The 14,667-nt window shown below is 47.5% G+C and carries 12 protein-coding genes; 7 read left to right on the plus strand and 5 right to left on the minus strand.

The window, feature by feature from the left end; genetic code table 11:
* The first annotated feature begins 25 nt into the window (after window positions 1–25).
* The 6 genes from pyrC to QP339_RS00115 all read left to right on the plus strand — a co-directional run bounded on the left by pyrC (window position 26) and on the right by QP339_RS00115 (window position 8,345).
* Window positions 26–1,306, plus strand: coding sequence for a dihydroorotase (pyrC, locus tag QP339_RS00090; protein WP_284909899.1), 1,281 nt, complete (start codon window positions 26–28; stop codon window positions 1,304–1,306).
* Window positions 1,307–1,308: 2 nt separating this feature from the next.
* Entirely contained in the window at window positions 1,309–2,385 is a 1,077-nt protein-coding gene (locus tag QP339_RS00095; protein ID WP_284909901.1) for a carbamoyl phosphate synthase small subunit, read from the plus strand.
* 1 nt (window position 2,386) lies between these two features.
* Complete coding sequence (gene carB / locus QP339_RS00100; RefSeq protein ID WP_284909902.1) at window positions 2,387–5,575, plus strand: carbamoyl-phosphate synthase large subunit; 3,189 nt, start codon at window positions 2,387–2,389, stop codon at window positions 5,573–5,575.
* Window positions 5,576–5,600: 25 nt separating this feature from the next.
* On the plus strand, window positions 5,601–6,383 hold the full coding sequence (locus QP339_RS00105) for a dihydroorotate dehydrogenase electron transfer subunit (RefSeq protein WP_284909903.1): 783 nt from the start codon (window positions 5,601–5,603) through the stop codon (window positions 6,381–6,383).
* Entirely contained in the window at window positions 6,383–7,312 is a 930-nt protein-coding gene (locus tag QP339_RS00110; protein ID WP_284909904.1) for a dihydroorotate dehydrogenase, read from the plus strand. The genes QP339_RS00105 and QP339_RS00110 overlap by 1 nt, the downstream gene beginning before the upstream one ends.
* Window positions 7,313–7,652: 340 nt before the next feature.
* Window positions 7,653–8,345 (plus strand): VIT1/CCC1 transporter family protein, encoded by a 693-nt coding sequence (locus QP339_RS00115; protein ID WP_070617090.1) that lies wholly within the window; start codon window positions 7,653–7,655, stop codon window positions 8,343–8,345.
* Between the two features lie 76 nt (window positions 8,346–8,421).
* On the opposite strand, the gene QP339_RS00120 is transcribed toward QP339_RS00115, so the two are convergent.
* Both QP339_RS00120 and QP339_RS00125 read right to left on the minus strand, forming a co-directional pair.
* Window positions 8,422–8,841 carry an OsmC family protein gene (locus tag QP339_RS00120; protein WP_284909905.1) on the minus strand — a complete coding sequence of 140 codons (420 nt, stop codon included), beginning with the start codon at window positions 8,839–8,841 and terminating at the stop codon, window positions 8,422–8,424.
* Between the two features lie 15 nt (window positions 8,842–8,856).
* Window positions 8,857–9,210 carry a HesB/YadR/YfhF family protein gene (locus QP339_RS00125; protein ID WP_141744568.1) on the minus strand — a complete coding sequence of 118 codons (354 nt, stop codon included), beginning with the start codon at window positions 9,208–9,210 and terminating at the stop codon, window positions 8,857–8,859.
* A 639-nt stretch (window positions 9,211–9,849) separates the two neighbouring features.
* Between QP339_RS00125 and QP339_RS00130 the strand changes: the two genes are divergently transcribed.
* A complete protein-coding gene (locus tag QP339_RS00130; RefSeq protein WP_070617096.1) occupies window positions 9,850–10,743 on the plus strand; it encodes a fructose bisphosphate aldolase in 894 nt (297 codons plus the stop codon).
* 64 nt (window positions 10,744–10,807) lie between these two features.
* On the opposite strand, the gene QP339_RS00135 is transcribed toward QP339_RS00130, so the two are convergent.
* The 3 genes from QP339_RS00135 to QP339_RS00145 form a co-directional block, all read right to left on the minus strand.
* Complete coding sequence (locus tag QP339_RS00135; protein WP_284909906.1) at window positions 10,808–12,259, minus strand: TrkH family potassium uptake protein; 1,452 nt, start codon at window positions 12,257–12,259, stop codon at window positions 10,808–10,810.
* A gap of 2 nt (window positions 12,260–12,261) precedes the next feature.
* On the minus strand, window positions 12,262–13,644 hold the full coding sequence (gene trkA / locus QP339_RS00140) for a Trk system potassium transporter TrkA (RefSeq protein WP_284909907.1): 1,383 nt from the start codon (window positions 13,642–13,644) through the stop codon (window positions 12,262–12,264).
* Window positions 13,645–13,715: 71 nt separating this feature from the next.
* Window positions 13,716–14,654, minus strand: coding sequence for a manganese-dependent inorganic pyrophosphatase (locus QP339_RS00145; RefSeq protein ID WP_284909908.1), 939 nt, complete (start codon window positions 14,652–14,654; stop codon window positions 13,716–13,718).
* Window positions 14,655–14,667 lie beyond the last annotated feature (13 nt).

The following is a 14,667-nucleotide window of genomic DNA, read 5'->3' on the forward strand; positions in this document are numbered from 1 at the left end:
GAAAAAGAGAATAGGGAGGCTAAGCATGAAAACACTAATCAAGAATGGCTTAATGAATGGGCAGGCTAATGCGCTTGATCCGGTTGAACTTGTTATAGAGGATGGACGTATCCAAGCTTTAGGCCAGGGCTTCGCGGAAGAAGCTTTTGACCAAGTTTTTGACGCTCAAAGGGGCTTAATCAGTCCCGGCCTAGTGGATGTTCACGTCCACTTCCGGGAGCCTGGTCAAGAACATAAGGAAACCATTGCTTCCGGAAGCTTAGCCGCTGCCCGGGGTGGCTTTACCACAGTCTGCGCCATGCCCAATGTAGACCCTGTGCCTTCTTCTAAGGAACGCTTGGACCATATGTATGACCTGATCAAAAAAGAGGCCAAAATCAAGGTCCACCAATACGCCACGATTACCAAGGGCCTCCGGTCGGATGAATTGGTGGATTATGAGGCTTTAAGCCAAGCGGGCGCCTTTGCCTTCAGTAATGATGGGGTAGGGGTCCAGACTGCAGGCACTATGTACCAAGCCATGCAGGCGGCTGCCAAAGTTGATAAAGCCTTGGTGGCTCATGTGGAAGATGATTCGCTCTTATTTAGGGGGGTTATGAATGCGGGAGACCGTTCTGAGGAACTAGGCCTACCAGGTATTCTACCGATTTCAGAATCTTCACAAATCGCCCGGGACCTTCTCCTGGCGGAAGCGACCGGCGTCCACTACCATATCTGCCATGTCTCAACCAAGGAGAGTGTGCGGGCCGTACGCCAGGCGAAGGCAGCGGGGATCCATGTGACCTGTGAAGTCTCTCCCCACCACTTGCTGTTAGCGGATGAAGATATTCCGGCCGATAACGCTATGTATAAGATGAATCCGCCGCTACGTTCAGCTGCTGATCGTCAAGCCCTAATTGATGGGCTCTTGGACGGCACCATTGACTGTATTGCAACTGACCATGCCCCACATGCTCTTGAAGAGAAGAATCAAGGCTTCCTTAAGTCAGCCTTTGGAATTGTCGGCATTGAGACGGCCTTCCAATTGATCTACAGCTATTTTGTTGAAAGCGGTATTTTTACCCTCGAACAGGTGGTCAATTGGATGGCCCGCAAACCGGCAGAAATCTTTAACTTAGAGGCAGGCCAGCTAAAAGTTGGCAGCCCAGCTGACCTGGCTATCTTTGCCCTCGACCAGGAAAGTGAGATTAATCCCGATGACTTCCTCTCCAAAGGGAAGAATACGCCTTTTGCAGGCTGGAAGATCAAGGGAGAGACCCTAGCAACTTTCGTGGATGGGCAATTGGTATGGCAAAAGGAGGCTTAAAGATGGAAAGAATTTTATTACTTGAAGATGGCACTTATTTTAGCGGGCAAGCTTTTGGTGCCTTAAAAGAAGTCAGCGGTGAGCTTATCTTTACCACTGGCATGACCGGCTACCAAGAGACCATCACGGATCCGTCTTATTTTGGCCAGTTGATTACTTTTACTTATCCGATGATCGGCAATTACGGGATCACGGCAGATAATAATGAATCCGTTGCTCCTTCTTGTAAGGCGGTCATTGTTAAGGAATGGGCCCGCCGTCCTTCCAATTGGCGGAGCCAGATGAACTTGGATGAGTTTTTGAAACAATATGAGATTCCAGGTTTAGCAGGGATTGATACCCGGGCCCTGACCCATAAAATTCGTGAACAGGGGGCCATGAAAGCAGCTATTATCGCGGTTGATGCCGACCGGGACCAAGCCCTGGCTGAGCTCAAAGCCGAACCAGCTGTTAAGGACCATGTTGCGAGTGTCTCAACTAAGACGCCTTATCCGAATCCCAATAGCGGACGCCGGGTGGTTGTCGTAGACTTTGGGCTCAAACATTCGATCCTGCGGGCGCTCTCTGAACGCCATTGTTCGGTGACCGTTGTCCCTTACGATACCGATGCTCAAACGATCCTAGCCCTCAAACCCGATGGCGTCATGCTCTCAAACGGACCAGGAGATCCAAAAAACCTGCCTGCTGTCCTCGACATGATCCGTGAAATTCAAGAACAGGTCCCAATCTTCGGGATCTGCCTCGGCCACCAATTATTTGCCCTCGCCAATGGAGCTGATACTTACAAGATGAAATTCGGCCACCGCGGAGTCAACCATCCCGTCCGCGAGATTGCGACCGGTCGGATTGACTTCACTTCCCAGAACCATGGCTATGCGGTAGCCAAAGACTCCATCGATCCAGAAAAATTAATCATTACCCATGTAGAAATCAATGATGGGACAGTGGAAGGTCTCAAGCACCGCCACTATCCAGCCTTCACCGTCCAATACCATCCGGACGCTGCCCCAGGGCCACACGACGCCCTCCATCTCTTCGATGACTTCATGGCAATGATTGATGCAAGAAAGGAGCACTAAGATGCCTAAACGTACAGATATCCAAAAAATTATGGTCATTGGCTCAGGTCCGATCGTGATCGGTCAAGCAGCTGAGTTTGACTATGCCGGGACCCAGGCTTGCCTAGCTCTTAAAGAAGAAGGCTATGAAGTCGTCCTTGTCAATTCCAATCCAGCGACCATCATGACCGACAAGGAGATCGCGGATGAGGTTTATATTGAACCCATTACCTATGAATTTGTCTCCCGCATCCTGAGAAAAGAACGTCCCGATGCGATTCTCCCAACTCTAGGCGGGCAAACCGGCCTTAATATGGCCTTAGAATTATCTAAAGCCGGCATCTTAGACGAATTGGGGATTGAACTATTGGGCACCAAGCTCTCAGCCATTGAACAGGCCGAGGACCGGGACCAGTTCAAGCGATTAATGGAAGAATTACAGCAACCTATCCCTGAATCAACCATTGTCCACACGGTAGATGAAGCGGTCGCTTTTGGAGCGAAGATCGGCTATCCCTTGATCGTACGTCCAGCCTATACCTTAGGCGGAACGGGTGGGGGTCTGTGCGAGAACGAAGAGGAGCTTAGAGAAATCACCGAAAATGGGCTGTCCTTATCTCCCGTGACCCAGTGCCTGATCGAGCAGAGTATTGCGGGTTACAAGGAAATTGAATATGAAGTGATGCGGGACTCTGCTGATAATGCCATTGTGGTATGTAATATGGAGAACTTTGACCCTGTCGGTATCCACACGGGCGACTCCATTGTCTACGCACCCACCCAGACCCTGTCCGATGATGAACACCAGATGCTTCGTGATGCTTCCTTATCTATTATCCGTGCCCTTGAAATTGAAGGGGGCTGTAATGTGCAGTTAGCCCTAGACCCTAAGAGTTTCAAGTATTATGTGATTGAAGTGAACCCTCGGGTGTCTCGGTCTTCCGCTTTAGCTTCCAAGGCGACGGGTTATCCGATCGCTAAGCTAGCAGCCAAGATTGCCCTCGGTCTGACCCTGGATGAAATGATGAACCCTGTGACGGAATCAACCTATGCAGAATTCGAACCCACCTTAGACTATGTGGTCTGCAAGATTCCGCGCTGGCCTTTTGACAAGTTCCAAGATGCGGAGCGCCGCTTAGGGACACAAATGAAGGCGACTGGGGAAGTCATGGCGATCGGAAGAAACATCGAAGAAGCGACTCTAAAAGCTGTGCGTTCACTCGAGATCGGCTGCTACCACGCCGAAATGAAAGAACTCGAAGATGTCTCAGACGATGTCATCAGCGAAAAGTTAATCAAAGCCCAAGACGACCGACTCTTCTATATCATGGAAGCCATCCGCCGCGGTTACAGCATTGAAGATATTGCCCAGTTGACAAAGATCGACCTCTTCTTCCTAGATAAACTCTTACACATTGTAGAAATTGAGGACGACCTCAAGGCAAAGCCAGGAGACATGGAAAAGGTTGGCCAGGCTAAAACATATGGCTTTACTGACTATAAGCTGGCCCAGTTATGGGACATGGACGAATCCGACTTCCGTGAGAAACGCTTGGAAGCGGGCATCCATCCAGTCTATAAGATGGTAGATACCTGTGCCGCTGAATTCGAAGCTTCCACTCCATACTTCTACAGCTCTTATGAAAGCTACAGTGAAAGCCAGCCTTCTACGGACAAAGACTCTATCCTCGTCCTAGGCTCAGGGCCTATCCGAATTGGCCAGGGGGTCGAATTTGACTATGCGACTGTCCATTCTGTGAAGGCTATCCAAGATGCGGGCTATGAAGCCATTATTATGAACAATAACCCGGAAACCGTGTCGACAGACTTCTCCATCTCTGACAAGCTCTACTTTGAGCCTTTAACTTTTGAAGATGTGATGGAAGTCATTGCGGTTGAAAAGCCCCTCGGCGTTATCGTCCAATTCGGAGGTCAGACCGCTATCAACCTGGCTGCACCACTAGCCGAGGCTGGCGTTAAGATCCTAGGAACCACAGTGGAAGATTTGGACCGGGCAGAAGACCGTGATTTATTCGAGCAGGCCCTGAGCCAGATAAACATTCCCCAACCGATTGGGGACACGGCTAGAAGTCCAGAAGAAGCGGTACGAATTGCGGACAAGATTGGCTACCCAGTTCTGGTACGGCCATCCTATGTTCTAGGCGGCCGGGCCATGCAGATTGTAGACCAGCAATCCGACCTTGAAAACTATATGGCCAATGCGGTGAAGGCTTCACCCGAACATCCGGTTCTGATCGATCGTTACCTCCCTGGCTATGAATGCGAAGTCGATGCCATCTGTGACGGGGAGAATGTCCTTGTGCCAGGTATCTTGGAACATATCGAACATGCCGGCGTCCACTCAGGCGACTCCATGGGAATTTATCCACCCCAGTCTTTCTCTGAAGAGGTCAAGGCCACTATCTTGGACTATACGGAAAAATTAGCCCTGGGCTTAAACTGTATTGGCATGATGAATATCCAATTCGTTATTTATGAAAATAAAGTCTATGTGATTGAAGTGAATCCACGAGCTAGCCGGACCGTACCTTTCTTAAGTAAGGTCACCGATATTCCAATGGCCCAACTGGCAACCAAGGCTATTCTTGGCCAGAAAATCACAGATCTTGGCTATCCAACTGGCCTAGCAGCTGAAACAGACCAAGTCTATGTCAAGGCTCCGGTCTTCTCCTTCACTAAATTGAACCAAGTCGACTCCTACCTGAGTCCTGAAATGAAGTCAACAGGGGAAGTCATGGGGGGTGACCACGATAGCAATAAGGCCCTCTACAAGGCCTTCGAAGCAGCCGGGCTCCATATGCCAGACCATGGCAATATTCTCTTTACCATTGCTGACGAAGACAGGGAAGAAGCCCATGACCTGGCCGACGCTTTTGCGGAACTGGGTTATGGGATTGTGGCCACAACGAACACAGCGGCTTACTTTGAAGAACAAGGGCTCTTGGTTCAAACCATTGAAGGCCACAGTGAAGATGTAGAGGCCCCATCTGTTCAAGAAGCTATCCATTCAGGTTCTATCCAGGCGGTCGTTAACCGGGTCTCCCAAGAGGAAGATGAGAGTCAGGACTATAGTTTTGCGATCCGCCAAGCAGCGGTGGAACAAGGTGTCCCACTCTTCACCTCCTTGGATACAGCCCGCGCCATTCTTCGTGTCATGCAAGCACGCGCATTCTCAATTCAAGCCATTTAAATTTATACTAGAAAGGGGAGAGGACATGCGCCAGGAGATGATGACCATCATCAAGCAGGAAGAAATTGCACCTAGAATCTTTGAAATGACCTTGAAAGGGGACCTTGTCCAAGAAATGGGGGAATCCGGACAGTTTATCCATATCCGGGTGCCCCGGCAGGACCTCTTACTCAGGCGTCCCATCAGTCTCAACCGCATCCACCGCGAGCTTGGGACCTGCCGGATTATTTACCGGGTGGAAGGAGATGGGACCCAGATCTTCTCTGAGATGACAGCTGGCGACGTCCTCGATGTCATGGGGCCTTTAGGTAGGGGCTTTGACCTCTCCCAGCTTCAAGCAGGCGACCAGGCCTTCATTATTGGTGGGGGAATAGGAATTCCTCCCCTCTATGAATTATCGGCCCAGCTCCGCCAAAAAGGGGTCCACTGCCACCATTTCCTCGGCTATGCGACCAAGGACGCGGTCTTCTATGAAGAGGCCTTTAGCCAATTAGGCTCCACCCATGTGTCTACGGATGACGGATCCTATGGCTTCCATGGCAATGTCTGCCAAATGGTCCGCCAGGCAGGGATTGAACCTGATGCTGTTTTTTCCTGCGGTCCCAATGGCCTGCTCAAGGCGGTCTACCAGGCCTGCCAGGGAGTAAAGAATATCCAATTATCTCTTGAAGAACGCATGGCCTGTGGGATGGGGGCTTGTGCAGCTTGTGTTTGCCGGTCATCTGAGGATGGCCCCCAAGGCCAGATCCGGACGAAGAAGGTCTGTGAAGATGGCCCTGTCTTCCAAGCTAAGGAGGTGGTGCTCTAATGACGAATCGTTTAGCAGTTAAGCTACCAGGACTCGACTTAAAGAACCCCATCATCCCTGCTTCAGGTTGCTTTGGTTTTGGAAAGGAATACGCCAAGTACTATGACCTCAACCAACTGGGCTCGATTATGGTCAAGGCTACTAGCCCTCTAGAAAAATTGGGCAATCCGACGCCTCGGGTGGCTGAAACCCCCTCTGGCATGCTCAATGCGATTGGACTACAGAATCCAGGCCTAGAGGTGGTCATGAAGGACTATCTGCCGGCCCTAGAAGTCTATGAAGACCTACCCATTATCGCCAATGTAGCCGGCTCTTCCCAGGAAGACTATGTGATCGTTTGTGAACGCATCGGTGACGCCCCTAATGTCAAAGCCATTGAATTAAATATTTCTTGCCCCAATGTTAAAGAAGGCGGAATTACTTTTGGGACAGATCCTGACGTGGCCTTTGACCTGATTCAGGCGGTTAAGAAGGTGGCTAAGGTCCCTGTCTATGCCAAATTATCGCCTAATGTCACAGATATCCTGCCAATTGCTGAGGCCATCGAGGCAGGAGGAGCGGATGGTTTTACTATGATCAATACGCTCTTGGGTATGCGGATTGATCTGAAGACCCGGCGTCCGATCCTAGCTAACCAAACTGGTGGCTTATCAGGCCCAGCCATTAAGCCGGTTGCTATTCGTTTGATCCACCAGGTAGCTAGTCACTCAGACCTGCCGATTATTGGCATGGGTGGTGTCTTCACAGTTGATGATGTGCTCGAAATGTTTATGGCGGGCGCTTCCGCTGTCGCTGTCGGGACTGCCAATTTTACCGATCCTTATATCTGCCCAAAACTCATCCAAGCCTTACCGCAAAGGATGGACGAACTAGGGATTGAAAGCTTAGAGGATTTAATTATAGATGTCCGTCAGCGCTTGCGCGGTTAAGTTTCGAAAGTTAAATAGGGAAGACCCCAAGTGAGCGATTCTCGTTATGGGGTTTTTCTTTTCTTTACTTTAAATTTACATTGTAATTATTATAATTAGACTTGACACATTGGATGTTGTTGTTTATAATGAATACAGAAAGTTAAATAATCGTTTAGAGCAAGTGGCGGATCTTTAGATCCAAAACCCGGTCGGGAGGTGAGACTTCCGACAGCAGAGCGCTTAATGAGGCACACTGTGAGGCAGTATCAACTGTCTTTCGGTGTGCCTTTTTTTCATCGATTGACTACTTTCTAATAGATTTGGAAGCATGTATTGAATAAGAAAAGGAGTGGTTCATATGGCAAGTGAAGTACAGAACTTTAACCGGGGTGAGGGGTTGAAGTCCATGGTTTATGGCGGTTTGGATGGGATTATTACGACCTTTGCCGTAGTCGCTGGATCAATTGGTGGTGAGCTCAAGATGGAAGTGATTATTATCTTAGGCTTCGCTAATCTCCTAGCCGATGGTATTTCTATGGCTGTTGGTGACTATCTGTCCAGTAAATCAGAGCGCGCCTATGATGATTTTGAACGTATTGAAACGGCGAAAGCACTCAAGGATAACCCTCAATTTAACCAAAACCACATCCAAGAAGCCTATGAAAGTAAGGGCTTAGACAGTCAGCAAGCGCAATTTATTGCCGAAAAACTATCCCAGCACGATGTCGACACCCAAATGAAAGTTCTTTCTGTCGGAGAAGACGAGGCTTCTCAGCCTTTGACCAATGCTTGTATTACTTTCTTCTCTTTTGCCTTCTTTGGGCTATTTCCCTTAATCATTTTTATTCTGGCTTATTTCAATCCGGAACTCGTACCCTATACTTTTCCTTTTTCAATCTTTATGACCTTTAGTATGCTTTTTATCTTAGGGGTAGCCAAAGCCTCTGTAACCAAAGAAAATAGCTTCAAATCGGGGCTTGAGATGTTGGTCATTGGCGGTTTGGCTGCAGTAGCCGCTTACGGTATAGGAAGTATCTTGGCCAATATTTAGACTTAATTTTTCTAATTATAAAATAGGCCCAGAATCATTTTCAGACGATTCTGGGCCTATTTCTATTATAATCATTCTAATTAAACTTGTAGTGGGTTTGAATTTGATTGCTGTCGCTCAAGAGGATCTGTTCCACTGCACACTGGCTTTCAACATAGCGTTGGAGATTTTCTCGCTGCTTGTCAGTCAAGTCACCTTCAATGTTCAGTTTTACATCTGCCTGGAGTTTGCGCTGGCCTTGGTCATCTCGCTCAAAATCAGCTTCAAGTTCGAGGGAGACATCAACGCCTTCAATTTTTCGACCGCGCAGGTAAGTCTGGGCCACCATCAGTTTACAGCCAGCCAGGCCGACCAAGAGGGCACCGCCTGGCGTTGTAGCCTGGGGCTGGTAGGATGAATCTGGCAGGTCATGGTCTAATTCATAGTCGTGGCCATCAACTGTCAGCTTTAAATGTAAATTCTCAAGGACCTGGGCTTGAACATGCATTTTAGTCATTCTTAACACCTTTCTTTAATGAGCGGAAGCACCAGATTGGGCATCGACTTCTCGCTGTCTAGCAGCTTCTTCAGGATCAGAACTGATAAAGTAATAAGTTGGCACATCTTCTTCAGCATCGTAATCAATTTCTAAATTATAATCTTCAAAGAACCACTGGTCTTCGTCCTCAGCAAAGATCAGCAAGCCGTCTTTTTCTACTTGAGCGAAGACATTTTGAGGCGCTTCAACTAAGATCCCCACGGAATAATTATCGTGCACATTGGTCGAGCCGTAGACTTTACCATAAATGCGAATACCTTGACCGGGACCTGGCGCCACTTCATCTTTAAAGAACTTTACCGCTGCGTCACTCACTTGAATATCCATTATCCAACACTTCCTATCTATTATTCATTTCATTGCCTTAAGTTTAGCATAGAAGGCCTATAAGAGGTCAAGTAAGTTAACTTCGAGTGAATGGAGTCAGCCAATGAAAAAAATTGACTGAGCATGTTATTAGCCTAAATGGGCTAAATGTTTTAGAAAGGGCTTGCAAGACCTAACATTTAAGGGAGAGTCAGTGACAAGAAGTAAACAATTCAAATTTGAAGCATATTTATTTAATTTCGAAATGACTTTGTGAAATGCATTTTGGAGCTTTTTGATCAAATTGTCAGCAACTAGGACTTAGTGTGCCTGGCTAGTGTCTTAACTTGAGCAGTAAACGAAGTTCAGAGGCTAAAGACGGGGTCAGTTTGTAGTTAACCAAGGAAATTGTGAGACAGATGGGAGTAAATTTATACATAATGAATAAATATTCATATATAAGCTAAGAAATCAGTGGATCTTGTCAGTGAGTTTTTTATCTATTCTAGTTAACATAATATACATTATGAGAAGCAATAGGCGAATTAATAATAGGCCTTCCCTTTGAAGCTAAGTTCATTTTTGTTATAATAAGTGCGAGACGATTGGGATTTAATTTTTGTCTCAAATAGAATTTAAGTAAAGGAGTCTTATAATATTATGAACCAAGAACAGTTTGACCGTGTAAAATCAGGAGACGGTTTTATCGCTGCTTTAGACCAAAGCGGTGGTTCAACTCCTAAGGCCTTAGCCGCTTATGGTGTTTCTGAGGACCAATACTCTAGCGAAGAAGAAATGTTTGATCTCGTCCATGAGATGCGGACCCGGATTATGACGGATGACGCCTTTAATTCAGACAAGATTCTCGGGGCTATCCTATTTGAGCAAACTATGGATCGCCAAGTTGAAGGTAAATATACCGCGACTTACCTGGCAGATAAAGGGATTGTCCCCTTCCTAAAAATTGACAAAGGACTAGCAGAAATCGAAAACGGTGTCCAAATCATGAAAGATATTCCAAATCTTGATGACCTATTAACCCGTGCTAATGAACGTGGCATCTTTGGGACCAAGGAACGTTCGAATATCTTAGAATTGAACCCTGATGGAATTAAGAAAGTAGTCAGCCAACAATTTGATTTGGCTAAAAAAGTTATTGCTGCTGGCCTCGTCCCTATTGTTGAGCCGGAAGTTAATATTCATGCTGAGGATAAGGCAGAGATTGAAGAAGTCCTCAAACAAGAAATTCTCAAGGAACTTGACCAATTAGCTGACGACCAAGTGGTAATGCTTAAATTAACCCTACCAAGTGTCGATAACGCTTACAAAGAATTAGTCGACCATCCACAAGTCCTGAGCGTGGTTGCCCTATCCGGCGGTTACTCGATCGATGAAGCCAATGACAAGCTACGCCGCAATGAAGGTGTGATTGCTAGCTTCTCCCGTGCCCTAACCAATGCTTTACGGGCCAGCCAATCTGATGAAGACTTCCACAACGAGCTCAAGACAGCTATCGATACGATCTATGATGCTTCGGTGAATAAAGAAGTATAATTTAATTTAGTTAAAATAAAAAGACAGCTCAAGTTAAATCCTTGAGCTGTCTTTTGGTCTAGTATTAGTATTTCTTCCATACCCGAGGTGTCAAGCTTAGGAGGATCGGATAGATTTCCAAGCGCCCCATCAGCATGGTTAGGCACATAATGAACTTGGCGAAAGGGGCTAATTCGGCATAGTCTTCACTAGGCCCCAGAAGGTCCAGGCCATAGCCAATATTATTCAGCGTAGCGATGACCGCATTGAAGGCTCCGCTGAAACTCTGGGTGTAGTGGCTCAGGATAAAGAGCACCAGGCAGAAAACAGCCAGGTAAGTCATCAGATAAAAAGCAATCGACCGCTGGATATCATGGCTCACCCTTTTTCCGTCAAATTTGATGGGGTGGACCCGGCTAGGTGCTAGGACACGCCGGATTTCTTGGCGGATGGACTTGAAGAAGATCGCAATCCGGACGATTTTCAATCCTGAAGTGGTCGACCCGGACATGGCTCCTGTAAACATGAGGAAGAGCAGGACAATATCCGTCGTCACCGGCCAATTAGCGATGGAAACATTGGTGTAGGCGGTGGTCGAGTTAACTGATACCACATTGAAGAAGGCATCTTTCAAGGCTTGGAAGGGACTCTGGTAGAGGCCGTTAATATTGAGGAAGATAATCAAGCTGGCCAAGGCAATGATAGCCACATACCAGCGTAGTTCTTCACTGCGGAGTACCTGCCGCCACTTGCCGATATAGAACAAGTAAAAGAAGTTAAAGCTCATCCCGAAGATGAACATGGCAATGGCCATAACGAGGTCCACATAGTCGCTATTGTAGTGGGCAATGGAATTGCTATAAATGTTAAAGCCCCCTGTCCCTGAGGCCCCCATGGCTAAGAGGGCCGCTTCAAACCAGGGAACCTTTCCCAAGCGCAGGAGAACCATAACGACTAGAGTCATGACCAAATAAATACTGTAGAGAATATTGATGGAGCTGGAGACCCGGGACTCAACCTTACCAAAGACCGGGCCAGGCAGTTCGGCCCGCATGACATAGACCCCCCTGGCCCCGAAATTCGGTAGAATGTATAGGATAAAAACCAACATCCCCATCCCACCAATTAAGAGCGTAAAGCTCCGCCAGAACATGAGGGCTTCAGGCAAAATATGGAGGCTGGAGCTGAGAACAGAGGCTCCCGTCGTGGTGAAGCCACTGACCGATTCAAAGAAGGCGTCGATAAAGTCCCCCACTGACTGGCTCAAGTAAAAGGGCAAGGCTCCAAAAAAAGAATAGAGCAACCAGATAATACTAACCAGCGCAAAGCCTTCGCGCTGGTAGAAGATATCCGAATCGGGCTGGCGGTAGGACAAGGCCAAGCCAAGGAGTTCACAGAGAGCAATGGTGATGACAAAGGCCCAGATGACCCGGGCAGGGTTGCCGTAATAGAGCCCTACTAAGATGGATGGAATCATCAAGAGCCCTAGGATCATCAGCAAACGACCGATGATAAAACGAAGAAAGGACGTATTCATGGCTAGGCTCGCTCCCTCCTCTCTAAGATATCATCCAGGCTAAAGACATCCCGGCAGGAGGTAAAAATCAAAACATCATCCCCTGCTTGAAGCTGGTCGTCGCCGGATGGGATATGGAGTCGGTCCTGGCGCACAATCATTCCTAAGAGCACATGGTTTTTGATGGCCAGATCTTTAATTGGCGCTTGGGTCACCCGGTCCTGGGCGCTGACTTGAAATTCCATAGCTTCCGCTATTTCCTTATCCACTGCCAATCGGGCATAGCCTAAGAGTGCACTGTTATTCTCTGGAATGGCCCGTACATGGCGGATAATGGCATCTGAGACTGATATCCGGGGCGAGACAATGACATCCAGATTTTCTGCATTCAGCAGCCGGACAAGCTTGGGTCGGTTAACCTTGGTAATGTTTTTCTTAACGCCTTCTTCATGGGCGAAAAGGGATAGCATTAAGTTTTCTTCGTCGGAATCGGTCATGGAAATGACAATATCATGGCGGTCAATCCGGTGTTCCCTTAAGAAGCGCTGGTCCGTTCCGTCGCCTAAAATAATCTCAGCCTGGTCAATTTCATCCGCTAGGAGTTCGGCTCGCTTGAGGTCTTTTTCGATTAATTTGACATGGATACCGCGCTTGTCCAGCAAGGGCACTAGGTAACGGTTGATCCGGCTTCCCCCTATAATCATTACCGACCGGTAGTTGGCCCGCTGCTTGTGGCCTGCGATATAGGCAGACTGGCTCAAAACTTCATTGGTTGCGATGATATGGATCTGGTCATCCTGGCGCAGGTAATCATCCCCGTGCGGAATAAAGACATGGTCCCCTCTCTCGACCAGACAGATCACAATATCACTTAATTTTTGCCGGACCTGGGCCACACTCCAGTTGAGGATAGGACTGTAGGCAGTCAGGCGAATCTGGAGGAGCTTGATCCGGTCATGGTAAAATTTTTCGACGTGAATAGCAGCTGGATAGTCAAGGACCGTAACAATTTCCTTAGCTGCTTCTTTGTCCTGGTTGATGACATAGTTAATCCCCAAATGCTCGCGGATGAAGTCTTCATTGGCCGTATATTCCCCCGAGCGCGAGCGGACAATTCGGTAGCGGGCGCCAATTTTTTCAGCTAAGATGGCTGAAATAATATTCACTTCATCCAAGTTTGTGACGCTGATAAAAACGTCACAGCGGTCCACATTGGCTTCCAACAAGGTATCTAAGTTGGTTGCTGTCCCGCAGATACCTTGTATATCTAGGACTTCAATTAACTTGTCGATGACTTGCTGGGACTGGTCGATTAAGGTGATCTCGTGCCCTTCCTTATTGAGAAGGTAGCATAATTCTTGGCCGAGTTCGCCTCCTCCAACCACCACAATTTCCATTTTTTTCATTACACAACCCCTATTTAAAACGAGGCTGGAGCTTTTGTCCCAGCCTCGTTTTAATTCATGCAAACGCTCCTCTAAGCTTCTTCGAAAGCTTCAGTTAAAGGAGGTACAATTTGTTTTTTCCGAGATACTAAGCCTGGTAAGGCGATTTGAGAGTCAACAATTTTACCAGTAAAGGCTTTTTCAAAGTGTTCGACAAGATCGACATTAGAAACTAACAAGCCTTCTGAATCATTGGTCAAGATATTAGTAACCACGAGGAAGAAGGCGTCATAGCCTTTTTCTTCGGTTTCTTTTTGCATAACTTGGAGCATGTCGTCTTTACGCTTGAGGACGTCATTGACATCCACCACGTTGACTTGGCCGATGCGGACAGAGTGACCGTTTAATTCGAAGGACTTGGCGTCGCCATCAGCGATTTCCAAGGCAGATTTTTCAGAAACGTCGGCCCCTGCCCGCAACATGTCGAGACCATAATCTTCAAGGTTGATTCCAGCAATTTCTGCAAGCTTGCTGGCTAATTTACGGTCTTCTTCAGTACAAGTTGGTGATTTCAGGAGCAAGGTATCAGAAATCAGACCAGAAAGCATCAAGCCTGCGATTTCCTTAGTCACTTCAACGCCGTGGACTTGGTAGAGGCCATAAATGACCGTCTGGGTACAGCCTACGGGACGAGCGGTATAGGCCAAAGGTGAAGCCGTCTCGAAATTAGCAATCCGGTGGTGGTCCACTACAGAATGGATTTCAACCTCACGGATATCTTCAGCAGATTGTTGGAATTCGTTGTGGTCCACTAAGGCCACGCGATCTGTTTCTGCAGCTACTTTCTTAACCACACGTGGGGCTTGGACAGAGAAATGCTCTAAAGCGAACTGGGTTTCTGGGTTTAAGTCGCCAAGAGCGATGGCTTCAGCCTCTTCCCCCAATTGATTTAATAAATGACTGTAAGTGATAGCAGATGTAATGGCATCTGTGTCTGGATTTTGGTGTCCAAAAACAAGAATTTTACTCACAAAATCTCCTCTT

It is taken from the genome of Aerococcus sp. UMB7834 (genome assembly GCF_030215145.1).
Taxonomy (GTDB): domain Bacteria; phylum Bacillota; class Bacilli; order Lactobacillales; family Aerococcaceae; genus Aerococcus.